The organism is Nitrospirillum amazonense (assembly GCF_007828045.1).
Classification (GTDB): domain Bacteria; phylum Pseudomonadota; class Alphaproteobacteria; order Azospirillales; family Azospirillaceae; genus Nitrospirillum; species Nitrospirillum amazonense_C.
Window position 1 is genome coordinate 183,870 of sequence record NZ_VITN01000003.1, and the last position, 23,396, is coordinate 207,265.

General features: G+C 68.3%; 23 protein-coding genes. 11 read left to right on the plus strand and 12 right to left on the minus strand.

Going from position 1 to position 23,396, the window contains the following annotated elements; all coding sequences use genetic code 11:
• The first annotated feature begins 14 nt into the window (after positions 1 to 14).
• The 3 genes from FBZ89_RS06150 to FBZ89_RS06160 all read left to right on the plus strand — a co-directional run bounded on the left by FBZ89_RS06150 (position 15) and on the right by FBZ89_RS06160 (position 2,467).
• Positions 15 to 908, plus strand: coding sequence for a SirB1 family protein (locus FBZ89_RS06150; RefSeq protein ID WP_246172062.1), 894 nt, complete (start codon positions 15 to 17; stop codon positions 906 to 908).
• A 118-nt stretch (positions 909 to 1,026) separates the two neighbouring features.
• On the plus strand, positions 1,027 to 1,977 hold the full coding sequence (gshB, locus tag FBZ89_RS06155; RefSeq protein ID WP_145749142.1) for a glutathione synthase: 951 nt from the start codon (positions 1,027 to 1,029) through the stop codon (positions 1,975 to 1,977).
• A gap of 277 nt (positions 1,978 to 2,254) precedes the next feature.
• A complete protein-coding gene (locus FBZ89_RS06160; RefSeq protein ID WP_145749143.1) occupies positions 2,255 to 2,467 on the plus strand; it encodes a hypothetical protein in 213 nt (70 codons plus the stop codon).
• 14 nt (positions 2,468 to 2,481) lie between these two features.
• Here the strand turns inward: FBZ89_RS06160 and FBZ89_RS06165 are convergent, their stop codons facing one another.
• A complete protein-coding gene (locus tag FBZ89_RS06165; RefSeq protein ID WP_145749144.1) occupies positions 2,482 to 2,826 on the minus strand; it encodes a DUF1289 domain-containing protein in 345 nt (114 codons plus the stop codon).
• A gap of 177 nt (positions 2,827 to 3,003) precedes the next feature.
• Between FBZ89_RS06165 and FBZ89_RS06170 the strand changes: the two genes are divergently transcribed.
• Positions 3,004 to 5,019, plus strand: a complete 2,016-nt coding sequence (locus FBZ89_RS06170; protein WP_145749145.1) for a sensor histidine kinase — start codon at positions 3,004 to 3,006, stop codon at positions 5,017 to 5,019.
• A 38-nt stretch (positions 5,020 to 5,057) separates the two neighbouring features.
• On the opposite strand, the gene FBZ89_RS06175 is transcribed toward FBZ89_RS06170, so the two are convergent.
• Together FBZ89_RS06175 and FBZ89_RS06180 are read right to left on the minus strand one after the other, a co-directional pair.
• Positions 5,058 to 5,579 carry a glutathione peroxidase gene (locus FBZ89_RS06175; RefSeq protein WP_145749146.1) on the minus strand — a complete coding sequence of 174 codons (522 nt, stop codon included), beginning with the start codon at positions 5,577 to 5,579 and terminating at the stop codon, positions 5,058 to 5,060.
• A gap of 111 nt (positions 5,580 to 5,690) precedes the next feature.
• Positions 5,691 to 6,398, minus strand: coding sequence for a sulfite oxidase-like oxidoreductase (locus FBZ89_RS06180; protein ID WP_145749147.1), 708 nt, complete (start codon positions 6,396 to 6,398; stop codon positions 5,691 to 5,693).
• A gap of 459 nt (positions 6,399 to 6,857) precedes the next feature.
• On the opposite strand from FBZ89_RS06180, the gene FBZ89_RS06190 reads away from it, so the two are divergent.
• A complete protein-coding gene (locus FBZ89_RS06190; protein ID WP_246172063.1) occupies positions 6,858 to 9,245 on the plus strand; it encodes a mechanosensitive ion channel domain-containing protein in 2,388 nt (795 codons plus the stop codon).
• 36 nt (positions 9,246 to 9,281) lie between these two features.
• On the opposite strand, the gene FBZ89_RS06195 is transcribed toward FBZ89_RS06190, so the two are convergent.
• Positions 9,282 to 9,899, minus strand: coding sequence for a regulatory protein RecX (locus tag FBZ89_RS06195; RefSeq protein WP_145749148.1), 618 nt, complete (start codon positions 9,897 to 9,899; stop codon positions 9,282 to 9,284).
• A gap of 167 nt (positions 9,900 to 10,066) precedes the next feature.
• Here FBZ89_RS06195 and FBZ89_RS06200 point away from each other — a divergent pair, with 167 nt between their 5' ends.
• From FBZ89_RS06200 to FBZ89_RS06210, 3 genes are all read left to right on the plus strand, one after another.
• The gene (locus FBZ89_RS06200; protein WP_246172064.1) at positions 10,067 to 10,906 is read left to right on the plus strand and encodes an ABC transporter permease; all 840 of its coding nucleotides are present in this window, start codon (positions 10,067 to 10,069) and stop codon (positions 10,904 to 10,906) included.
• A 4-nt stretch (positions 10,907 to 10,910) separates the two neighbouring features.
• Entirely contained in the window at positions 10,911 to 11,759 is an 849-nt protein-coding gene (locus FBZ89_RS06205; RefSeq protein ID WP_088870485.1) for an ABC transporter permease, read from the plus strand.
• A 159-nt stretch (positions 11,760 to 11,918) separates the two neighbouring features.
• Positions 11,919 to 13,337, plus strand: a complete 1,419-nt coding sequence (locus tag FBZ89_RS06210; RefSeq protein WP_145749149.1) for a hypothetical protein — start codon at positions 11,919 to 11,921, stop codon at positions 13,335 to 13,337.
• A 161-nt stretch (positions 13,338 to 13,498) separates the two neighbouring features.
• On the opposite strand, the gene FBZ89_RS06215 is transcribed toward FBZ89_RS06210, so the two are convergent.
• Positions 13,499 to 13,705 carry a hypothetical protein gene (locus FBZ89_RS06215; protein ID WP_040849273.1) on the minus strand — a complete coding sequence of 69 codons (207 nt, stop codon included), beginning with the start codon at positions 13,703 to 13,705 and terminating at the stop codon, positions 13,499 to 13,501.
• 681 nt (positions 13,706 to 14,386) lie between these two features.
• Here FBZ89_RS06215 and dnaK point away from each other — a divergent pair.
• The 3 genes from dnaK to FBZ89_RS06230 all read left to right on the plus strand — a co-directional run bounded on the left by dnaK (position 14,387) and on the right by FBZ89_RS06230 (position 18,286).
• Positions 14,387 to 16,306, plus strand: coding sequence for a molecular chaperone DnaK (gene dnaK, locus FBZ89_RS06220; RefSeq protein WP_145749150.1), 1,920 nt, complete (start codon positions 14,387 to 14,389; stop codon positions 16,304 to 16,306).
• Positions 16,307 to 16,479: 173 nt separating this feature from the next.
• Positions 16,480 to 17,622, plus strand: a complete 1,143-nt coding sequence (gene dnaJ / locus FBZ89_RS06225; RefSeq protein ID WP_145749151.1) for a molecular chaperone DnaJ — start codon at positions 16,480 to 16,482, stop codon at positions 17,620 to 17,622.
• Positions 17,623 to 17,704: 82 nt separating this feature from the next.
• Complete coding sequence (locus FBZ89_RS06230) at positions 17,705 to 18,286, plus strand: LOG family protein (protein ID WP_145749152.1); 582 nt, start codon at positions 17,705 to 17,707, stop codon at positions 18,284 to 18,286.
• 64 nt (positions 18,287 to 18,350) lie between these two features.
• Here the strand turns inward: FBZ89_RS06230 and hmpA are convergent, their stop codons facing one another.
• The 7 genes from hmpA to hisH form a co-directional block, all read right to left on the minus strand.
• Positions 18,351 to 19,565 (minus strand): NO-inducible flavohemoprotein, encoded by a 1,215-nt coding sequence (gene hmpA / locus FBZ89_RS06235; RefSeq protein ID WP_145749153.1) that lies wholly within the window; start codon positions 19,563 to 19,565, stop codon positions 18,351 to 18,353.
• A gap of 238 nt (positions 19,566 to 19,803) precedes the next feature.
• On the minus strand, positions 19,804 to 20,166 hold the full coding sequence (locus FBZ89_RS06240) for a histidine triad nucleotide-binding protein (protein WP_145749154.1): 363 nt from the start codon (positions 20,164 to 20,166) through the stop codon (positions 19,804 to 19,806).
• A gap of 53 nt (positions 20,167 to 20,219) precedes the next feature.
• Positions 20,220 to 20,552, minus strand: a complete 333-nt coding sequence (locus FBZ89_RS06245) for a phosphoribosyl-ATP diphosphatase (RefSeq protein WP_145749155.1) — start codon at positions 20,550 to 20,552, stop codon at positions 20,220 to 20,222.
• Positions 20,553 to 20,556: 4 nt separating this feature from the next.
• Entirely contained in the window at positions 20,557 to 21,333 is a 777-nt protein-coding gene (hisF, locus tag FBZ89_RS06250) for an imidazole glycerol phosphate synthase subunit HisF (RefSeq protein ID WP_145749156.1), read from the minus strand.
• Positions 21,333 to 22,073 carry a 1-(5-phosphoribosyl)-5-[(5-phosphoribosylamino)methylideneamino]imidazole-4-carboxamide isomerase gene (hisA, locus tag FBZ89_RS06255; protein WP_145749157.1) on the minus strand — a complete coding sequence of 247 codons (741 nt, stop codon included), beginning with the start codon at positions 22,071 to 22,073 and terminating at the stop codon, positions 21,333 to 21,335. Before hisA ends, hisF begins: the two co-directional genes overlap by 1 nt.
• An 8-nt stretch (positions 22,074 to 22,081) precedes the next feature.
• The gene (locus FBZ89_RS06260; protein WP_145749158.1) at positions 22,082 to 22,675 is read right to left on the minus strand and encodes a GNAT family N-acetyltransferase; all 594 of its coding nucleotides are present in this window, start codon (positions 22,673 to 22,675) and stop codon (positions 22,082 to 22,084) included.
• A 55-nt stretch (positions 22,676 to 22,730) separates the two neighbouring features.
• Complete coding sequence (gene hisH, locus FBZ89_RS06265) at positions 22,731 to 23,396, minus strand: imidazole glycerol phosphate synthase subunit HisH (RefSeq protein WP_145749159.1); 666 nt, start codon at positions 23,394 to 23,396, stop codon at positions 22,731 to 22,733.

Sequence of the window (23,396 nt, forward strand, 5' to 3'; positions counted from 1 at the left end):
GGAGCATCCAATCCGTGACCAGCCAGGGGTCCCAGAATCGCAGCACCCGCGCCGGCAAGGGCCAGGCGCAAGCCCGCGCGCTCTTGCGCGCCGTGGGCCAGATGCATGACGAGGATATTGACCTGGCGGAAACCGCCCTGGCGCTGGCGACCCTGTCCGGGGGCGACACCAGCCTGGCGCCCTATCGCCGGCATCTCACCGCGCTCTCCGCCGCCGTGGCCAAACTGACGGCCGGCCGCGCGCCGGAGGCATTGATGCTGGAGGAGTGCCTGGACGCGCTGCGCGGCGCCCTGGTGGACCGCATGGGCTATGAGGGCGACAGCGCCACCTATGAGGATTTGCAGAACGCCAACCTGGCGCGGGTCATCGACCGGCGCCGGGGCCTGCCGGTGGCGCTCGGCATCCTCTACATGCATGCCGCCCGCGCCCAGGGCTGGCGCATGGTGGGCCTGAATTTCCCCGGCCATTTCCTCATCCGCCTGGATCATGGCGGCGACCGCGCCATCATCGACCCCTTCGGCGGCGGCCGGGTGCTGAGCGTGGTCGATCTGCGCGACCTGATCAAGCAGACCTCGGGCGCCGCGGCGGAACTGGAACCGGACCACTATGCCCCCGTCGGCAACCGCGATGTCCTCCTGCGCCTGCACAACAATGTGAAGCTGCTGCACATGCGCGGCGAACGGCCCGACCTGGCGGCCGAGGCGGTGGAGGCCATGCTGCTGATGGCGCCGGGCCAGGTGCCGCTATGGCGCGAATCCGGCCTGTTGCAGGCCCAGCTGGGCCACATCACCACCGCCATCTCGGCGTTCGAGACCTTCCTGGACCTGGGGGCCCGCGCCGGTACCTCGGCCCAGCTGCTGGACCAGGCGGCCACCTTGGTGCAGCATTTGCGCAATCGCCTGAATTGACCCGATCATTATTCACCCTCGTGTGATTGGCGCCGCAGCCGGGCCGATCCCATGCGGGCCACAGTCCTGTCCTTTGCCAGCCAAGCACCGCCGGACCGCCGGGGTGGGGGAGATGAGAATGAGCCTGTCCGTCGCCATTCAGATGGACCCGATGCACTCCATCAACATCGATACCGACAGCACCTTCATGATGGCGCTGGAGGCGCAGCGGCGGGGTCACACCCTCTACCACTACCTGCCCCAGGACCTGGCCTTCCGCCACAGCCGCCTGGTGGCCACCGCCCGCCCGCTGCAGGTGCGTCGCGAGCGGGGCAACCACCACACCTTCGGCCCGGCCGAGACGCTGGACCTGGCCGGCGTCGATGTGGTGCTGATGCGCCAGGACCCGCCGTTCGACATGGCCTACATCACGGCCACCCACCTGCTGGAACACGTCCATCCCAAGACCCTGGTGGTGAACGATCCCGCCTCCGTCCGCAACGCGCCGGAAAAGCTGTTCGTCACCCACTTCCCCGACCTGATGCCGCCCACGCTGATCACCAGCGCCAAGGACGAGGTCCTGGCCTTCCGCCGGGAATACAAGGACATCATCGTGAAGCCGTTGTTCGGCAACGGCGGGTCCGGCGTCTTCCATGTGAAGCCGGACGACGAGAACCTGGGCGCCTTGCTGGAAACCTTCACCCAGCTCTACCGCGAGCCCATCATCGTGCAGAAGTACCTGCCGGAAATCCGCCAGGGCGACAAACGCATCCTGCTGGTGGATGGCGAGCCGGTGGGCGCCGTCAGCCGCCTGCCGCAGGAGGGCGAGGCGCGCGCCAACTTCCATGCCGGCGGCAGCGCCGCCAAGACCGACCTGACCCAGCGCGAACGCGAAATCTGCGCCACCATCGGCGGAGTGCTGCGCGACAAGGGCCTGGTGTTCGTGGGCATCGATGTCATCGGTGATTACCTGACCGAGATCAACGTGACCAGCCCCACCGGCATCCAGGAGATCAACCGCCTGAACGGCGGCGCCATCGAGTCCACCCTGTGGGATGCCATCGAGCGGCGGTACGCCGCGTCACGGTGAAGTCCTGGGGCCCCGGGGGTGGCTGTCGGCGGCTGGCTTGGCGGCGTGGGTGTGACATTTCCGCCGCTGGAAACGCCAGGTGCAGCCCACTGCGAGAATAGGGCTCGGGGGACCGTTGAAATCAGGTCACACCGTCTACTTATTATCACCCTGTCCGAACGATTTGGCGGGCTTTCCGGGATGCGGGTCGCCCAGGGCCATGATACGCTTCGTGATATTTGCATGAACCAGAGGGCGCCCGTGGCACGGCATCGGCGTCCGGTCGATGAGGCGGTCGATGGCTGGCGCGGACGATCTCGGCGGGGAGGACAGCCCCAAGCGGGCACCCAGGGCTTCCAGGGGCTCGGCCCCCGATGGGGGGCCGGGTGGCAATGTCGTCAATGCCGAACGGTTGCGCCGCCAGGGCGACCGTATCCGTGAGATCGAACGCCTCATGTGGGGCGCCCGCGCCTTCGCCGAGGGCGACGATCCGGACAATCGGACGGACTGACCCGTCCCCTTCCCCTACGTTTGCGTCCCCGGCTGGCCGCCATGGCGCCAGCGGACCATGCCGCGCCTGGCCTTGCGCCGCTCCGGCAGGCGGGCCAGCACCGCGCGCCGCTGGTCCGGTGTCATCCCGCCCCACAGGGTGATCTCTTCCAAGGTGCGCTGGCAACCGGCGCACAGGCCGTTGCGCGCGTCGATGCGGCAGACCCGGGTGCAGGGGCTGGCCACGTAATCGTCCGGATCGGGAACCCTGGGATCGGGGCCGGTGGAGGGGATGGGGCTGTCGGTCACGGTGTCGGCGCCGGTCGGTTGTGGGAACGTCAGATATAGCGGCGGCGGGCGTTTCGTGTCGCCCTTTCCCATGGCCGCCTTTCCTACGCGATCCTACACTTTCTGACAGGATGTTAACCCGCCGTTGTATCTTTGGGGTTAGGAATGGGTTTATCCTACGCGCTTGCGAAGCCGCAAGGGGCGCCGCAGGGGGCGCCCAGGGGACGCAAGGGATGTGGCCCCAAGGGGAAGCGGAAAGGTATTGCCAGGATGTCGGTGCTGGAGACCGCGCGGCGTCGCCGCCCGGCCGTCTTTTTTCTGACCCGCGGCCCGATTTTGGCCGCCCTCTCCGGTATTGTCCTGACCGTCCTGGCCGCGTTCTACGTCCATTCCATGCTGTCGGGCGTGGCCCAGGCCCGGCTGGCGGATGAGGCCGACGCCCGCAGCCGCCATGTGCAGCAACGCCTGGACCGAATCGCCGCCACCTTGGGGGCGGAGGGCGATTTCCTGACCGCCAACCCCGCCCCGGCGGAATTCGACCGCCAGGTGGCCCTGCTGATCGACCTCCGTCCCGAGATCAGGGCCGTGTCCTGGGTGGGCTCGGGCGGGCGCGTGCTGCGGACCGGCCCCGTCGGGGCCGAGATCGCGCCCGCCGACATGGCCGACCTCCCGCTCTCGCCCGAGGGCGTCACCGTGCGCCTGAGCGCCGACGGCGCCAACCTGTTGCTGGCGCGGTCCACGTCCGGGGCGGCGCCCAACGGCGGGATGGCGCTGGTGGCCCGCATCGACTTGCGCGACCTGCTGACCCTGCGCATGGAGGGGCAGGCCGATCCCGCCCTATGGACCCGGCTCAGCCTGCGGTCGCGCGGGGGCGAGGCCGCCTTCGTCCAGACGGGGCATACCGCCACCGCCACCTCCGAATTCAGCCGCGCCCTGTCCATCGGCGACGGGGTGTGGTGGCTGGACATGACGGGCGACCTGGTGGCCGGCCTGGCCCGCCAGTCATGGGAGGTGGAGGCCGTGCTGGTCTTCGGCTTCGCGCTGACCTTCGGCGTCAGCCTGGTGCTGATGGTCAGTCGCCGCCGCGCCCATGACCGCACCGTGCTGATGGACAGCCTGGAACAGGCCAACGCCGTGCTGCATGCCAGTGAGCGCAAATACCGCGACATCTATGAGAACGCGGTGGAGGGCATGTTCACCATCACCGTCGGGGGCGCCATCCTGTCGGCCAACCCCGCCCTGGTGCGTATGCTGGGCTATGCCTCGGAAGAGGATCTGGCGACCACTTTGACCGACGCCTGGACGCAGCTGTTCGTGGATCCGCGCCCCCGGGTGGAATTCCCCCGGGAGGTCATGGACCGGGGCGCCATCCAGGATTTCGCGGCCGAGATCCGCCGCCGGGACGGCAGCGCCCTGTGGGCGTCCCTGTCCGCCCGGGTGCTGCTGGACGGGGCCGGCCGCGCCTACGCTATCCAGGGAACGGCCGACGACATCACCGACCGCCGCCGGGCCGAGGTGGCGCTGCGCCTGGCCAAGGAACAGTCGGAATTCGCCAGCCGCTCCAAGACTGAATTCCTGGCCAACATGAGCCATGAGCTGCGCACGCCCCTGAACGCCATCATCGGTTTTTCCGAGATCATCGGCAGCCAGTCGCTGGGCTCCATCGGCAACCCCGCCTACGCCGAATACGCCAAGGACATCCACGACAGCGGCCGCATGCTGCTGGACCTGATCAACGACATCCTGGACCTGTCCAAGATCGAGGCCGGAAAGCGTGAGCTGAACGAGCACATGGTCGATCTGCCGCGCGTCTTCGCCTCCTGCCTGCGGGTGGTGAAGGAACGGGCCATCCGCGGCGGCATCCACCTGCAGACCGACTATGCCGACTTCCTGCCCCGTCTGCGCGCGGACGAGGTGGCGCTGAAGCAGCTGCTGTCCAACCTGCTGGCCAACGCCGTGAAGTTCACGCTGAAGGGAGGCACCGTCACCCTAGGCGCCGTGGTCGACGGCGACGGCCGCCTGGTCATCACCGTGGCCGACACGGGCATCGGCATGCGGGCGGAAGACATCGGCCGCGCCCTGGAACCCTTCCGCCAGATCGAGAACCCACTGACCCGCACCGCCGGCGGCGCCGGCCTGGGCCTGCCCCTGGTGCGCGCCCTGGTGGAACTGCACGACGGCAAGCTGGAGATCGAGAGCGAGCCCGGCACCGGCACCATCGCCCGCGTCATCATGCCCGCCGACCGGGTGTGGCCGGACATCGGGCTGGTGGCCGCGGCGAACTGACCGTCACCGTCACCCGCACCGGCGCGGGGCGGTGACGCTCAGAGCCCGGCTTTGTTCAGCAGGCCCAGGATGCTTTCCAGCATCACGTCGGCCATGGGCCGCACGGGGGAAGGCCAGATTTCCGCCAGACGCCCGTCGGGCGTGATCAGGTGCTTCTGAAAATTCCAGCGCGGCCGGCCCGCCCCTTCCCCCACGCTGCGGACCACCCACTGGAAAAAGGGGTGGGCGTTGGGGCCGATCACGGTCTGCTTGGCCGTCAGGGGGAAATCCACGCCGTAGGTGGTGGCGCAGAACTGCGCGATCTCCGCCGGGCTGCCGGGCTCCTGTCCGCCGAAATCGTTGGACGGCACGCCCACCACCACCAGGCCCCGGCCGCGCAGGCGGGTCCACAGCATCTGCAGCTCGGCATATTGCGGGGTGTAGCCGCAGGCCGACGCCGTGTTCACCACCAGCACCGGTCGGCCCTTGAACGCCCCCAGCGGTATGGTTCCATCGCCGGTCAGGCTGGGAAAGGTGAAGCTGTGGGCGTTCAGCCGTTCCCGCGTCTTCGGTTGCTCCATGGGCCTGACCTGGGGATTGGAAGGCGCGCGCGGGGACGGCGCGAAGGGGGCTGTGCGAGGGGCCATGCGGGGGGCCGTGCGAGGAAAGCTGTTCTGGCTCATCTACAGGTCTCAACCGTACCGCTGTTCGGTCCAGGGATCGCCTTCGTTATGGTACCCCCGCACTTCCCAAAACCCGGGGGTGTCGTCGTTGACGAACTGGATGCGGCGGATCCATTTCGCCGATTTCCAGAAATAGGCCTGGGGCACCACCAGCCGCACCGGCCCGCCATGTTCCCGCGTCAGGGGCTCGCCCTGCCAGGTGGTGGCCAGCAGCACATCGGCGGCGCTGAACGCCGCCAGGCTGAGGTTGGTGGTGTAGCCGTCATGGCTGTGCAGCAGGACGTGAGCCGCATCCGCCTGGGGCCGGGCCAGCGCCACGATGTGGCCGGCGGAAACGCCCCGCCAATGATTGTCATAGCGCGACCAGGACGTGACGCAGTGGATGTCGGACGTATCACTGAACGCCGGCTGATCCTGGAAATCGGCCCAGCGCCAGGTGAAGGGATGGTCCACCAGCCCGTCCACCGTCAGGGTCCAGTCGTCGGTGCCCACATCCGGCAGGATGCCCAGGTCCAGCACCGGCCAGTTGGTCACCAGGCGCTGTCCCGGCGGCAGGCGGGGGCGGGCCGCCGTAAGGTCGGCCTGTGCGCCGGTCAGCAGCCGGCCGTCGCGCGCCCAGGCGCGCTTGGTCGCCACCAGCTTGCTCTCAGGGGTCCTCTGGGCATCGGTGCCCAGGGCGGCATCCGGTATGGTGTCGTCGGGACTGTCCGTGGCCATGCGCCGGGTTACTCACATAATCAGCCGGGGGTGGCCGGGAATTGGCCCGGTGCCCACCGGGAGAAATCCCACGGGGAAATCCCACGGGGAATGTTGTGTCAAATCGTGAGCGCCGGATCCACATGCCGCGCCGTCGCCACAATCTTAAGGATAGTGCGCCCTGCTCCGCCTGCCTACCGCGCAGCGGCGATTTTGGCGGGAACTGTGCTTCGGGACCTATGCTTTACGGCAACATTCCTCGCCCGACCGTTGGCAGCCCTACCCTTTAAGGTTAACGTTCGGCCCCTTCCTTGATCCTTGGCCCTTGATAGACCCACCCGATTGTTGCGGATGATGCGGAAAGCCCTTTTTGTCGTTTCCCTGGCGCTTCTGGCGTCCCTGTTGCTGTCGCCCGCGCCGCGGCCCGCCCGGGCGCAGGGCGCGCCCGCAGCCGCGCCCGCCAACCCGTCCTCGCCAAACATGGCCCAGCCCGAAAACATGGCCCAGCCCGACCAGCCGCCGGCCGATCGGCGTCCGTCGGACGCGGGTGGGGACGCGGGTGGGGACGCGGGTGGGGACGCGCGGGATGGCGCGCAGATCCCCAAAGGGGAGGCGGCCAAGGAGCCGGTGGCCGTTCCGGTACCGGTACCCGTTTCGCCGCCCGCCAGCCATGCCGTCCCGCCCGCCGCGTCCTCCCAGGCGGCGGCCCTGCTGCAGACCCTGCAGGACCCCCAGCGCCGGGACGCCCTGATCGCCCAGCTGAAGCTGCTGGCCGACGCGAACCCCGGTGCCACCTCCGCCTCGGCTTCCGCCCCCGCCCCGGCGGCCACCCCCGCCGCTCCTGCCGGCGCCGCACCCGCCGCCCCGGCGCAGGAGTCGGAGGTGGAAGCGCTGGGCGCCCGCATGCTGGACGCCCTGTCCGACCGCATCGAGGAATTCAGCGAAGAGATCGCGGCCGCCGGCCAGGCCTTGCTGGATCTGCCCAAGGCCTATCGCTGGCTGGACCGTCAGATGTCCGATCCCCGCCTGCGGGTGCAGTGGGGCATCCTGCTGGGCGAGGTGCTGCTGGTGGTCATCGCCGGCTATGTCGCCCGGCTGGCGACCTTCTGGCTGTTGGCCCGCCCGCGCCGGGGTCTGGAACATCGCCAGCCCCGGAACTGGGGCGTGCGCTTGGGCCTGCTGCTGACCCGCACCCTGCTGGACATCGTGCCCATGGTGGCCTTCGCCCTGGCGGCCTATGGCGTGCAGACCCTGACCCACCCGCCCAAGCCCGCCTCCACGGCGGCGCTGGGCATCATCGTGTCCAGCCTGCTGGTCCAGGGTGCGACGCTGGCGGCCCGTTTCCTGCTGTCGCCGGGTGCCCCCTCCCTACGCCTGCTCCCCGTGGGGGATGAGACGGCGCACTACATTTACATCTGGGTGCGCCGCATCGCCCTGACCGCCGTCTATGGCTACTTCGTGGCCCAGGTGGCGCTTCAGCTGGGCTTGCCCTACCGCCCCTACATGGCCTTGCTGAAGGTGGTGGGCCTGATCGTCGGCATCATGCTGGTGATCCTGGTGCTGCAGAACCGGCAGAGCGTGGCGGACTGGATCCGGGGCCGGGACCCCTTGCTGCCGGAAGATCCGCATGATGACGGCGCGCTTGAGGCGCAACTGGCGGCCGAAATCTCCGGCGACAGCCCCATGGTCGCCGCCCCTCCGCCCGCGCCGACCGCCTGGGGCCTGGTCCGGCGGCGCCTGGCGGAGGTCTGGCACATCCTGGCCATCGTCTATCTCGTGGCCATCTACGGCATCTGGGCGCTGGAGGTGAAGGGCGGCTTCGGCTTCGTTTCCCGCGCCACCCTGATCAGCGTCGTCACCCTGATCGTGGCCCGCCTCCTGATGGAGGGGATAGATCGCCTGATCCGGCGCGGCTTCGCCATTCCGGATGATTTGAAGCGCCAATACCCGCTGCTGGAATCCCGCGCCAACCGTTATCTGCCCATCCTGCACCGGGGCGCCAAGGTGGTGGTGTGGCTGGCGGGATTGCTGACCGTGCTGCAGGCCTGGGGCGTGGACAGTTTCGGCTGGCTCAGCACGCCCTTCGGCCAGCGGGCCAGCGCCTCCCTCCTCACCATCGTCCTGATGGTCATCTTCGCGCTGATCGTGTGGGAACTGGTCAGCGGCGGCATCGAGCGCTACCTCAACACCACCGACCGCCATGGCCGCCTGGTGGAGCGCAGCGCCCGCATCCGCACCCTGCTGCCCCTGGTGCGCAACGCCGTGCTGGTGATCCTGCTGGTCATGGTGGGGCTGACCGTGCTGGCGGAGATCGGGGTCAACATCGCCCCGCTGCTGGCCGGCGCCGGCGTTATCGGCGTCGCCATCGGCTTCGGCTCCCAGTCCCTGGTGAAGGATGTCATCACCGGCCTGTTCATCCTGTTCGAGGATACAATCTCCGTCGGCGATTCCGTGACGCTGGCCGGCTACACCGGCACGGTGGAGGGGCTGACCATCCGTACCATCCGTCTGCGCGACGACAGCGGCGCGGTCCACACCGTGCCGTTCAGCGCCGTCACCGGCATCTCCAACCTGACCAAGGACTACAGCTACTTCATGGCCGATTTCGGTATCGCCTATGCCACCGACCTGAACCGGGCCACCCAGATCATGACCGAGATCGGCGAGGAATTGCAGGGCGACAGCCTGTTCGGCCCCGGCATCCTGGCGCCCCTGGAAATCCTGGGCGTCAGCGAATTCGCCGAGAAGGCGGTGAAGATCAAGTTCCGTATCAAGACCCGTCCCCGCCGCCAGTTCGCCGTGGGCCGCGAGTTCAACCGCCGCCTGAAGCTGCGCTTCGACGCCGAGGGCATCCCCTTCCCGGTCTGAGGGGGCCCGGTCTGAGGGGCCCCGGTCTGAGGGGCATCAGCCGAGAATTTCGTCCGGATCGGTCGCGTCTACGATGCGCGCCGCAGTGTCGAAGTCGAAGCCCGCGCGCGCCAGGGCGGCCAGGTCCTTGTCGCGCTTGGCCTCCCGCTCCGCCTCGAGGCGGAAGGGACCCAGCCGGCGGCGGCGGGCGTAGGCGTGGGCGGCCCGCAGGTCGGTGGAGCCTTCCTCGGCATCGCCCAAATCGCGGGCGAGTTCGCCCAGGGCGGCATCGACCAGATCGGCGTCCACACCCTTGGCCGCCATCTTCTGGCGGATGGTGCGGGTGGAACCGCCCCGGCGGTGCAGGCTGGCCACGCGGCCCTCGGCATAGACGCGGTCGTTCAGCAGGCCGCTCTGCTGATACCGCGTGATCAATGCCTCCACCCACTCCGCCCCTTGCGCCCGGTCCGTGCCGTGGGCGGCCGCCGACATGTCCACCTTGCGCATCAGCACGCGGCGCAACGCTGCGGTGGAGGCGGCGAAGCGCTCCAGGTAATGCAGGGCGGCCCGCTCCAGATAGGCGGCGCTGACCCGCCTGGGCCCGCGCCGCCTGGGGGGCTGGCGGCCTTCGGGCGGCTGGTTGGCGGGGCGGGGGTCGAAAAGATCGTCGGTCATGGGGCCATGGTAGCGCCGGGGCCGGGGCCGGCGCCACGGTGTCGCGTTAGGTTCCGGCGGCGCCTGTGACGCCGCTCATATTGCCGGATGGGGGCGCGGCGTTAAGGTCGGGCCCAGCCTTGCCGGGGGCATATCCCCGGACCCTTCCGCACGGGCGCCTTAAATCCATGACCATGCTGCAGCAGTCTCATCTGTCCGGCGCCGGCGCCGCGACGCGCGTCCCGGCCCCCCGGGCCCTGGGCGCCATCAACTGGGTGGGCTTCACCACCCTGACCAAGCGGGAGATACGTCGCTTCCTGAAGGTCTGGGTGCAGACCATTGCCGCGCCGGTGGTGACCACGCTGCTGTTCTATTCCGTGTTCGCCCTGGCGCTGGGCGGCGTGGTGCGCATGGTGGGCGACGTGCCCTTCCTGCGCTTCCTGGGCCCGGGCCTGATCATGATGGGCATGGCGCAGAACGCCTTCGCCAACACGTCGTCCTCTGTGCTGGTATCCAAGGTCCAGGGCAACATCGTCGATGTGTTGATGCCGCCCCTGTCGCCGTTCGAGTTCGTGTCCGCCTTCGTCACCGGCGGCGTCGTCCGCGGGCTGATGGTGGGCGTCGTCACCTGGGTCGTCATCCAGCTGGTGGTGCCGCTTGGCCTGCACGCGCCCCTCTACGTCCTGTTCCATGCCGTGATGGCGTCCATGCTGCTGTCGCTGCTGGGCCTCATCGGCGGCATCTGGGCGGACAAGTTCGACCACATGGCGGCCATCACCAACTTCGTGATCACGCCCCTGTCCTTCCTGTCCGGCACCTTCTACACGCTGGACAGCGCGCCGCGCTTCTTCCACACCGTGGCCCATGTGAACCCCTTCTTCTATTTCATCGACGGGTTCCGCTACGGCTTCATCGGCCGCACCGACGGCACGCTGGGGACCGGCATCGCCGTGATGCTGGGCATCAACCTCGTCCTCTGGCTGGTGGCCCTGCGCATGGTCTCCACCGGCTACAAGCTGAAGGCCTGACGCCATGGACATGCCGGTGGACGGAGTGGGTGCCGAAACGCCGTTGCCGGCCGGGGCCTACCGGCCCGACCGCCGCAGGTACCATGGGCGTTTCAACACCCTGGGCTTCCTGACCCTGCTGGGGCGGGAGATCAAGCGCCTGCGCAAGCTGGCCATGCTGTTCCTGGTGGCGCCCGGCCTGTCCGCCGCCCTTTACTTCACCGTCTTCGCCTTCGGCCTGGGCGACAAGCGGGGCACGCCCGAGGGCGACGCCATCCTGGCCTTCCTGGTGCCCGGCCTGGTTACCCTGTCCCTGCTGACCCAGTCGGTGCAGATCCCCTCCTTCTCCATCCTTTACGCGAAGATGGAGGGTGCCATCCTGGACCAGCTGATGGCGCCGGTGGGCGCGGCCGAGATGCTGGCCGCCTATGTCCTGTCCGCCATGGCCGCCGGTGTGGCCAGCGGGGCCGCCGTGTGGGTGGGGTTCCTCATCTTCTGGCAGGCGCCCATGGCCGATCCCGCGCTGGTGCTGCTGTTCGTGGTGCTGGGCTCGTCCATGATGGCCACCTTCGGCGTGCTGACCGGCCTCATCAGCGTGAAGTGGGACCATCTGTCGGCGGCCATGACCTTCGTCTTCACGCCTCTGATCTTCCTGTCCGGCCTGTTCGCCCCGGTGGCGGGCATGCCGGGTGTGCTGCGCGCCATCGTCCAGGCCAATCCCATCTACTACGCCATCGACGGCGTGCGCATCGGCTTCCTGGGGCAGGGCCAGGACCAGGCGGCGCTGGCCGTCCTGGTCCTGGTGGCCGTGAACGTCGCGCTGCTGGCCATTGCCGGCACCCTGCTGCACCGCGGCTACCGCCTTCGGAACTGATGGTCGCCACAACACGGGCCTGAGGCCGTATGTCCTTGGCGCGGCGGGAGTTTTAGCGGAATCGGCCGCTGCAGCCATGTGCTGGGGGCGCAACTGTACTGGCTGGCCTGCTGGCGGAGGGTTTGCAACGGCGGGCCGGCTTGCCTAGAGTGCCGCGCCATGGGACAGCGGACTTTGGACATAGACCTCGCCAGCGGCGACTGGCAGTGGATGGCCGTGCACGGCGGGGCCGTGCGCATCTGCCTGCCCGCGACCTGGACCCGCGTCTACCGTGACGACGGCGGTTTGGCTCTACAGTCGCCGGTGCTGTGGGCGGCCACCGACGGGCGCCCCGTGGGCGGCCACCCGCTGGACCTGCTGGTTTCCGTCACCACCTACGCCAATGAATACGGCGTGGATGCCGAAGACGCGTTGCAGTATCTGGACCGCGACCATCTGCTGCCGCCGGGCGTGACCGCCATGGCGTCGGGTGACCGCCGTTGGATCGCCTATTGTGCCGCCCTGCCGGCGGCCCCCGAGCCGGGCGAGACGCCGGAACAGGCCGCCGCCGCCACGGCGGCGCTGGGCGCCGGTGCCCGCGTTCCCGAGGCGCAGATCTTCGTGTGGAAGATGGCGGACTTCCGTCCGCCCGACCGGGTGCGCGTCGCCACCCTGCAACTGTACGTGCCGGGTGAGGAGTTCTGGGTGCCTGGCCTGGGCGCCCTGCTGGACCGCCTGGGCGACGAGATCGGCCGCATGGAGTTCGGACCCGCCGACCAGGGCCCCGTCAGCGCCGTCACCATGCGCAACATCGTGCACGCCGACGTCCTGCGCTTCCGTCTTCCCTGGGATTGGCGGACCAGCGACGAGGATGAGGACGACCTGGGCGGGCCCGAGACCAGCCATTTCCGCCGCCCGGACGACGCCGAAGCTGACGAGACCCTGCGGGTCGTGGTGCACGACTATCCTCCGCCCGACGACATGGAACCGGAGTCCGCCTTGGAATCGGCGCTCGCCGCCGGCCTGGACTGGGAAGCCATCACGTCGGAGGAAAGTGACGGCCTACCCCCCGCCGTGCTGCTGCAGCGTATCGCCGCCCAGTTCGCCGATGGGCCGGACGGGCAGGTGGGCATGGGCAGCGTCGATACCCTGGCGGATGACGAGGTGCTGGCCCGCTTCACCCATACGGCGGTGGAGGACGGGCGCCGCCGGCGCTGCCACCTGTGGCTGCGCGGCGCCGTGGTGGGCGGACGGGCGACCCTGGCCGTCTTCTCCTACGGCCTGCCCGAGGGGCTGCAAGGCTCGCCCCTGGCGGTGGACGCCGTGGCCATGCTGGAACGGGAAATCCGCCGCGCCCAGATCGGCGGCTATGAATCGCTGCCCGTTGGCGACGCCTCCGGCAACGGTGACGACGGCCTGCCGCCCGGCATGGCGCCGGATTGGCCTGCCGGCGGCTGGAACGCCGGCAGCTGGGATGAGGGCGACGCCCTGCTGGATGACGGGGATGACTTCGACGAGGATGGGGATGGTCCCCTCGACTCGGACGAAGAGGATGACGGCTATCGCCGCCGCAAGGGCGACGACCCCGCCAAGAACTGACGCGGCACGTCGGCGGCCCGTTCTTTAAAACTCGGCCCTTTAAAACTCGGCCAAAAAAACGGATGAACCCGAAAGGCGGCCCGCACGGCCGTCGTTCCGGTCATCCGTTTCATGCGTGATCCCTCCGCCCGACCCGTTCACAGACGGGGCTTGCGGTCCTGTCAGCAACGCCCCTGGGGGGTGCGGTCCAGCAGGGATTGCAGGCCCACGGTGCGGCTGTCCGCGGCCTTGGCGGCGTCTTCCGCGGCCAGGGAGGCCAGGCCCAGGAGGTGGACCAGTTCCCCCATGTTATTGCGACGGGCGTCCAGCGCCAGATTGTCGAGGCAATGCTTGATGGCGATGGCGGTAGTGCGGCGCGTGTCGGTCATGACTTTGTGCCCCAAGAGTGCGGGCGACCCCTCGCCCGGGGGTCCAAGCGACCCCTGAAGTAATTACAGCACAGATCTGGGGCGCCAAGTCAACAGGAAGAATAAAATCTCAACTAGCGATACACCATCCTGCCTAGTGTCGGGCCAATCTGGTTGTGCAAGGCAATAAGTTATAATTTTGCAGCAATAACCGGCTGTAAATCAGGCCGTTAATTCACGGTTAATTCCCGATCTGGTGGATTACGCCGGTATTCACACGACATTCACTTGGCGGCGCCAATTTCTGACAAATTGTAACTTGATGGATGGACAGTCGGGCGGCCACCGCCTGGCCTTCCCGTACCAAGCGGTGGTGGTGGGGCTCCAGCACCACCCCCAGGGCTGGCGAGGGGGCGGACGGTGCCGGGTACGCGCTATGGGATAGCGGGACATATGCCAGGGGTGGAATGGGCGCTTTTAGCGGGGTCCGCCGCCGCAAAGCCGGTTGCAGCCGGGCGCCGCCCTGCCTATATCTGCGTGGCGATGCGGTCGCTCCCGTTTCAGGATGGGGAGGGCCGTGCCATGACGGGCGCCACCGGGTGCCGCGCCATGATCGTGTTGAACGTGTCCCGTTTTAACAGGGGGACCGCTCCGGTGCCGGAAGGGCCGTCGCGCGTCTGCCACATTGGAAGGGTTAGAATTATGAGCAAAGTCATCGGTATCGATCTCGGCACCACCAATTCCTGCGTGGCCGTCATGGAAGGCACGTCGGCCAAGGTGATCGAGAACGTCGAGGGCGCGCGCACCACGCCGTCCATGACCGCTTTCACCCAGGGCGGGGAACGCCTGGTCGGCCAGCCGGCGAAGCGCCAGGCGGTGACCAACCCCGAGAACACGCTGTTCGCGATCAAGCGCCTGATCGGCCGCCGCTACGACGACCCGCTGACCCAGAAGGACAAGGGCCTGGTGCCCTACAAGATCATTTCGGGCGACAACGGTGACGCCTGGGTCGAGGCCCATGGCGAGAAGTACAGCCCCAGCCAGGTGTCCGCCTTCATCCTGCAGAAGATGAAGGAAACGGCCGAGAACTACCTCGGCGAAAAGGTGACCCAGGCCGTCATCACCGTGCCCGCCTACTTCAACGACAGCCAGCGCCAGGCGACCAAGGACGCCGGCCGCATCGCCGGTCTTGAAGTGCTGCGCATCATCAACGAGCCCACGGCCGCGGCGCTGGCCTACGGCATGGAGAAGAAGGGTTCCGGCATCGTCGCGGTCTACGACCTGGGCGGCGGCACCTTCGACGTGTCCGTGCTGGAAATCGGCGACGGCGTGTTCGAGGTGAAGTCCACCAACGGCGACACCTTCCTGGGTGGCGAGGACTTCGACGCCCGCATCATCGACTACCTGGCCGACGAGTTTAAGAAGGAGAACGGCATCGATCTCCGCAAGGACCGTCTGGCCCTGCAGCGCCTGAAGGAAGCGGCCGAGAAGGCCAAGATCGAGCTGTCTTCCGCCATGCAGACGGAAGTCAACCTGCCGTTCATCACCGCGGACCAGACCGGTCCGAAGCACCTGAACGTCAAGCTGACCCGCGCCAAGCTGGAAGCCCTGGTCGAGGATCTGGTGGCCCGCACGGTCGAGCCCTGCAAGGCGGCCCTGAAGGACGCCGGGCTGAAGGCCAGCGAGATCGACGAGGTGATCCTGGTCGGCGGCATGACCCGCATGCCCAAGATCATCGAGACGGTGAAGCAGTTCTTCGGCCGCGAGCCGCACCGCGGTGTGAACCCGGACGAGGTGGTGGCCGTCGGCGCCGCCATCCAAGGTGCGGTGCTGAAGGGTGAGGTGAAGGACGTCCTGCTGCTGGACGTGACCCCGCTGTCCCTGGGCATCGAAACCCTGGGCGGTGTGTTCACCCGCCTGATCGACCGCAACACCACGATCCCGACCAAGAAGAGCCAGACCTTCTCCACGGCCGAGGACAACCAGACGGCCGTCACCATCCGCGTCTTCCAGGGTGAACGCGAGATGGCGGCGGACAACAAGATGCTGGGCCAGTTCGACTTGGTCGGCATCCCGTCCGCCCCCCGCGGCGTGCCGCAGATCGAGGTCACCTTCGACATCGACGCCAACGGCATCGTCAACGTCCAGGCCAAGGACAAGGCCACGGGCAAGGAGCAGGTGATCCGCATCCAGGCCTCCGGCGGCCTGTCGGACGCCGACATCCAGCGCATGGTCAAGGAGGCCGAGAGCCACGCCGCCGACGACAAGAAGCGTAAGGAGCTGGTGGAGGCCCGCAACCAGGCCGACGGCCTGATGCACTCCACCGAGCGCACGCTGAAGGAGAACGCGGAGAAGCTACCGGCCGCCGAGAAGGCCGCCGCCGAGAAGGCCATCGCCGAGCTGAAGACGGCGCTGGAGGGCGAGGACGCGGCCGACATCAAGGCCAAGACCGAAGCCCTGGCCCAGGTCTCCATGAAGCTGGGTGAAGAGCTGTACAAGTCCGGCCAGGACGCCTCGGCCGCCGGTGGTGAAGACCACGGCGCCACCCATGGCGAAGGGTCGGAAAAGGTTGTCGATGCCGATTTCGAGGAAGTCGACGAAGACAAAAAGAAGTCCGCCTAAGTCTTTTTTAAGACGATCCGGGCAATGACTGACTAGGTATCGGGCCCGTCCGCCGGTGAAATCCGGGGGGCGGGCCTGAGCCCCATCAGGGGCCTGTCCGTCAGGCCGCAGGCCCTTTTGGGTCTGGTGGGGCCCGGGTTCCGGCAATTCCCTGAAAGGGCTTAGGGCCAAACATGGCGAAGCAGGATTATTACGAACTTCTGGGCGTGGCGAAGACCGCCTCGGCCGACGACCTGAAAAAAGCGTACCGCAAGCTGGCCATGCAGTATCACCCCGATCGCAATCAGGGTGACAAGGCGGCCGAGCAGAAATTCAAGGAAGTCAGCGAAGCGTACGAGGTCCTGAAGGACGAGCAGAAGCGGGCGGCCTACGACCGCTTCGGCCATGCCGCCTTCGAGAACGGTGGCGGCCGGGCCGGTGCCGGCGCCGGCGGCTTCGATTTCGGCAGCGGCTTCGCCGACATCTTCGAAGAGATGTTCGGCGACTTCATGGGCGGACGTCGGGGCGGCGGGCAGGGCCCGGGCCGTGGCAGCGACCTGCGCTACAACCTGGAAATCTCGCTGGAGGACGCCTTCAAGGGCACCTCCACGAACGTGCGCGTGCCGACCTCCGTCGCCTGCGATGTCTGCAACGGCACCGGTGCCGAGTCGGGCACGCAGCCGGTCACCTGCCCCACCTGCAACGGCGCGGGCAAGGTGCGGGCGCAGCAGGGCTTCTTCACCATCGAGCGCACCTGCCCGGCCTGCGCCGGTGCCGGCCGCGTCATCAAGGATCCCTGCCGCAACTGCGGCGGCCATGGCCGCGTGCGCAAGGAAAAGACCCTGCAGGTCAACATCCCCGCCGGTGTCGAGGACGGCACTCGCATCCGCCTGACGGGCGAGGGCGAGGCCGGGGCTCGTGGGGCGCCCCCGGGCGACCTGTACATCTTCCTGGCCATCGCCCCGCACGCGCTGTTCATGCGCGACGGCGCCAACATCCAGTGCCGGGTGCCCATTCCCATGACCACGGCGGCCCTGGGCGGCACGGTCGAGGTGCCGACCATCGACGGCAGCCGCGCCCGCGTCTCCATTCCGCCGGGCACGCAGAGCGGGCACCAGTTCCGCCTGAAGGGCAAGGGTATGAGCGTTCTGCGCAGCACCCAGCGCGGCGACATGTACGTGACGGCCCTGGTCGAAACCCCGGTCAACCTGACCAAGCGCCAGCAGGAGCTGATGCGCGAGTTCGAGAAGGCCGGCGAAGAGAAGGGCGGCACCCACCCCGAATCGGAAGGCTTCTTCGCCAAGGTGAAGGAGCTGTGGGCCGACCTGAAGGAATAAGGGTTGTTGAATTACGCCGGCGCGCTGCCTCCTGCCTAGGTTCTTGGGGGTGACGCGCCGGCGTTTTCTTTTGGGGAAGATCATGAAGCGTCTGTGCGTTTTCTGCGGTTCCAGCCCCGGCTTCGATCCGCAGTACCTGGAGGCCGCGCGCGGCCTGGGCCGGGCTTTGGCCGGCGCCGGCATCGGCCTGGTTTACGGCGGCGCCTCCGTCGGCCTCATGGGGGCCGTGGCCGACGCCGCCCTGGAGGCGGGCGGTCCGGTCATCGGCGTCATCCCGGAATCGCTGAAGAAGAAGGAAATCGCCCACGCCGGCTTGACCGACCTGCGCGTCGTCGCCTCCATGCACGAGCGCAAGGCCCTGATGGCGGAGCTGTCGGACGGCTTCATCGCCCTGCCCGGCGGCATCGGCACCTTCGAGGAATTGTTCGAGGTCTGGACCTGGGCCCAGTTGGGCCACCATCAGAAGCCCTGCGCCATCTACAACGTCGCCGGCTTCTATGACGGCCTGACCGCCTTCCTGGACGGCGTGGTGGCCTCCGGCTTCATGAAGCAGAACCACCGCGACATGCTGGTGACGGCTGACACGGCGGCGGCACTGCTGGACAAGCTGCGCGCCTACCAGCCCCCGGCTGTGACCAAATGGATCAAGGCGGACGAGCGTTAAGAGCTTGTTCCCAAGTAAATGAGGCCGCTGGAAATGACACCGGCGGCCTTTTCTTTACCCGACATCACGCCGCGATCAGATCGTCGGCCGGGCCGAAGAACTCGTAATGGATACGGTCGGCGGCCACGCCGGCCAGGGCCAGGCCGTTAAGATAGGTGCGCAGGAAAGGCTTGGGTCCGCACAGGTAGATGTCGGCCTGGTGCAGGGGCGTGTTCTCCCGCAGCCAGTCGATGCTGATGAAGCCTTCGCCGTCGTGGGTGACGCCCAGGCGGTCCTCGGGGTGCGGTTCGCTGTAGAAGGTGGCGACCCTGATGGTGGGGTGCTGGGCGGCGAGTGCCCGGACATGGGCGTCCATGGCATGGGTGGTGCCGTTCAGCGCGCCGTGGATGTAGTGGGTCTCCAGGCCCGGGTGCCGGGCCGCGATCTCCTCCGCCATGCTAACCATGGGGGTAAGGCCCACGCCGCCCGACAGCAGGATGACGGGCCGCGTCGGCGCCTCATCCAGGAAGAAGTCGCCGGCCGGTGGCGTCGCCTCGATGATGTCGCCCACCTGGACATGGTCGTGCAGGTGGCGCGAGCCGCCATTGCCGTTGGCCTCCCGCTTCACGGAAATGCGGTACTGCCCGTCTTGCGGGGCGCAGGAGATGGAGTAGGTGCGCTTCACCTCGGTACCGTCCGCCAGAGCGAAGCGGAAGGTCAGGTACTGTCCCGGCTTGTGGCGGGGCACGCCGCCGCCGTCAGCCGGCCGCAGGATGAAGGAGGTGATGACGCCGCTTTCCCGCACCTTGTCGGCCACCGTGAACTGGCGCCAGCCGGTCCAGCCGCCGTCCTGCGCCGCAATCCCGTCGCGCAGCACGGACTCGCGGGCCTTCAGCACCTCCGCCAGGAACCAGTAGGCCTCCCCCCAGGCGTTCAGCACCGCATCGGTCGCGGCGTCGCCCAGCACTTCCTTGATAGCGCCCAGCAGGGCGGTCGCCACATGGGGATAGTGTTCCGGCAGGATGTGGTAGCCGACGTGCTTGTGGGCGATGCGCTCCACCACCGGCGTCAGGGCGCCCAGGTTCTCGATATTGCGGGCATAGGCCAGGATGGCGCCGGCCAGGGCATGCACCTGGGCACCGTCCTCACCCTGGTTGGCGTGGTTGAACAGCGCGCGGATGGTATCGTCCTGGAACAGGCGGCGGTACATGGCGTGGGTAATGGTGGGGCCGTGTTCGGCCAGCAGCGGCACGGTGGCCTTGACCAGGGTGATGGTTTCCGGGCTCAGCGGCTTCGGCATGTCGTGCTCCTGTCTGGGGAAGGGGGGGCCAGCCTTACCCAGTCAAGGCGGCGAGCCGGCGGATACGCAATTCATTCATTTCTAATGAATGAATTCCTGCCAGCGATATCGATGTGTGTCAAATACATCTTTTTGCGCAAACGGTGATATCGGGCCCGGCACATTGCGGGGGATATGAAAAAGGCCGCCGGGATCGCTTCCGGCGGCCTTCAGGGATCCATCGGTGGGAGGGGGGCGGCTACAGCGGCGTCACCAGCCGGCCCAGCGGCCGGCCGCCCAGGATGTGGACGTGGTAGTGCGGCACCTCCTGGTGGCTGTCGGGGCCGTGGTTGGAGATCAGGCGATAGCCCGAGCCCTCGACCCCCGCCTCGGCGGCGATGCGTGAAACGGCGCGGGTGAAGGCGGCGATCTCGGCGTCGCTGGCCTGGGCGCCGAAATCGGCGGCGCTGACATAGGCCCCCTTGGGGATCACCAGGATGTGGGTGGGGGCTTGCGGATGGATGTCGTGGAAGGCCAGGACGTGGTCGTCCTCATAGGCCTTCTTGCAGGGGATCTCGCCGCGCAGGATGCGGGCGAAGATGTTGGTGCTGTCGTACGCCATCTTTTTCTCCCTCAAGCGCCGGCAGGGGCGCGGTCGCCGCCCCTTATAGCGGATCAGCCTTTACGGTTCTTCTTTTCCTCGATACCGCTGATGCCCTGGCGGGCGGCCAGCACGGCATAGATGTCGTCCGGCGTCAGGCCGGCGTCGGCCCACAGCACCAGCAGATGGTAGAGCAGGTCGGCGGATTCGGAGGCCAGCTTGTCGCGGTCGCCCCGCATGGCCTCGATCACCGCCTCCACCGCCTCCTCCCCCACCTTTTGGGCGATCTTGGCGGTGCCGCGGTTGAACAGCCGGGCGGTGTGCGAGGTTTCGGGGTCGGCACCCTTGCGGGCCAGGATGGTGGCATACAGATCCTTCAGCGGATCGCCCTTGGTCTTGCCGGGCATGGCGTCACACCCCGCGCATGGGAATGCCGGCGGCGGCCATGTGGGCCTTGGCCTCGGCGATGGAATAGGTGCCGAAGTGGAAGATGCTGGCGGCCAGCACGGCCGAGGCATGGCCCTGGGTGACGCCGTCCACCAGATGGTCGAGCGTGCCGACCCCGCCCGAGGCAATCACCGGCACGGGCACGGCATCGGCCACGGCGCGCGTCAGCTCCAGATCGAACCCGCTCTTGGTGCCGTCGCGGTCCATGGAGGTCAGCAGGATTTCCCCGGCGCCGTATTCCGCCATGCGCTGGGCCCATTCCACCGCGTCCAGCCCCGTTTCCTTGCGGCCGCCGTGGGTGTACACGCCCCAGCGGCCGCCATTTGCGGCTGATGGGGCGTCGCGCTTGGCGTCGATGCCCACCACCACGCATTGGGCGCCGAACTTCTGCGCCGCCTCGCGCACGAATTCGGGCCGGCTGACGGCGGCGCTGTTGATCGAGACCTTGTCGGCGCCGGCCAGCAGCAGCTTGCGGATATCCTCCACCGTGCGCACGCCGCCGCCCACCGTCAGGGGCATGAACACCTGTTCCGCCGTGCGGCGCACGACGTCGAAGATGGTGTCGCGGCCTTCATGGCTGGCGGTGATGTCCAGGAAGGTCAGCTCGTCCGCGCCGGCGGCGTCATACAGGCGCGCCTGCTCCACCGGGTCGCCGGCGTCCACCAGGTCGACGAAGTTGACGCCCTTGACCACGCGCCCGTCCTTCACGTCCAGGCAGGGGATGATGCGGCGTTTCAGCATCACAGCATCTCCCGGGGGCGGTTCAGCAGGCCCAGCGCCGCCACCGGGTCGATGCGCCCGTCATACAGGGCGCGGCCGCAGATGACGCCGGTGATGCCCGTGTCCTCCTGCCGCTTCAGCGCGGCCAGGTCGGCGATGCTGGACACCCCGCCCGAGGCGATGACCGGCGTGGTGAGGTGGGAGGCCAGGTCGGCCGTCGCCTCCACGTTCACCCCGCCCAGGGCGCCGTCACGGTCGATGTCGGTGTAGATGATGGCGGCCACGCCGGCGTCCTCGAACTTCAGCGCCAGGTCCAGGGCGGTGATGTCCGACGCCTCGGCCCAGCCCTCCACCGCCACGCGGCCGTCGCGGGCGTCGATGCCCACGGCCACGCGGCCGGGGAACAGGCGGCAGGCCTGCTTCACCAGGTCGGGGTCGCGCACGGCGATGGTGCCCAGGATCACCCGCTCCACCCCGCGCTTCAGCCAATCCTCGATGGTGGCGATGTCGCGGATGCCGCCGCCCAGCTGCACCGGCAGCTTCACCCGGTTCAGGATGGCGGCCACGGCGTCGCCGTTGACCGGCCGGCCGGCGAAGGCGCCGTTCAGGTCGACCAGATGCAGCCATTCGAAGCCCTGCGCCGCGAAGCGCGCCGCCTGGTCGGCCGGGTCGGTATTGAACACCGTGGCCTGGTCCATGTCGCCGCGCACCAGGCGCACGCAGGCGCCGTCCTTAAGGTCGATGGCCGGATAAATGATCATGGTTCGCCCTAATCCCGCTTGCTGTCTTGAGGCCGGTCTTCTTGCCGGCTGGGGTCCGTCAGATCCTTGTAGAAGAACAGGCCCGGCACGTCCCGCCCGTCCACCCGCGCATAGTGGGGATGGTGGCCCCATTCGATGTAGCCCAAGGCGCGGTACAGGGCGATGGCGGCACCCTGGGTGGCGCGCACGTCCAGGTTCAGGATGCGAAAGCCGGCCTTGCGCGCCTCGTCCTCCACCGCCAGGGTCAGCGCCCGGGCCAGGCCGTGGCCGCGCCCCCACGGGGCGACGAAGCTGGTGGTCAGGTTGCAGGCGAAGCTCTGCGCCTCATTGTTGCGGGTGGGGCGCACCAGCTGGGCCGATCCGGCGATGACCCCGTCCAGGCGGCCCACCAGCAGGGTGCGCTCCGGCACCACCATCACGCCCTTCCAATAACGCTCCATGGCCTCGCGCGCGGGGGGCGTCACCCAGCCGAAGCCGCCGCCATCGCGGATGGCCAGGTCGGCGGCGTCGCACAGGTCGTCCATGTCGCCGGGGCGGATGCGTTCCACCACCTCCACGGTGATCTGGGCGCTGGGGGCAGCCGGCTGATGCGCACCGGTCATGGGAAACCTCGAAGCGTGGCGGCGGAAACGATGGCGCGTGGACGGGAGCAGTGTATCAGGGCGTCCAGGCCAGGAAATTGGCGATCAGCTTCAGGCCCGTGGCCTGGCTTTTCTCCGGATGGAACTGGGTGCCCGCCAGATTGTCGCGGCCCACCAGCGCGGGAATGGATCCCGCGTAGTCGGCGTGGGCCTTCAGCAGGGCGGGGTCGCCCACCTTCAGGCCGTAGGAATGGACGAAATAGACATGGGACCCGGCCTCGATGCCGGCCAGCAGCGGGTGGTCCGCCTGGTCCAGCACCAGCTCGTTCCAGCCCATGTGCGGGATCTTCAGGGCGGGATCGGCCGGAGTCAATCGTTCCACCACCGCATCGATCCAGCCCAGACCTGGGTGCACGCCATGTTCGCGGCCCTCGCGCGCCATCAGCTGCATGCCGACACAGATGCCCAGGAAGGGCTGGCCTCGGCGGATCACCGCCTCTTCCAGCGCGTCCTTGAGCCCGTCCACGGCCAGCAGGCCGCCCATGCAATCGGCGAAGGCGCCCACACCTGGCAGGATGATGCGGTCCGCCCGGGCGATGGCGTCCGGGTCGGCCGTGACGGTGACGGGCAGCCCAAGGCGCCCTGCCTCCTGCGCCGCCCGCTCCACCGCCTTGGCGGCGGAACGCAGGTTGCCGGAGCCGTAGTCGATCAGCGCCACGGAGGCGGAAGAGGTCGCGGTCAT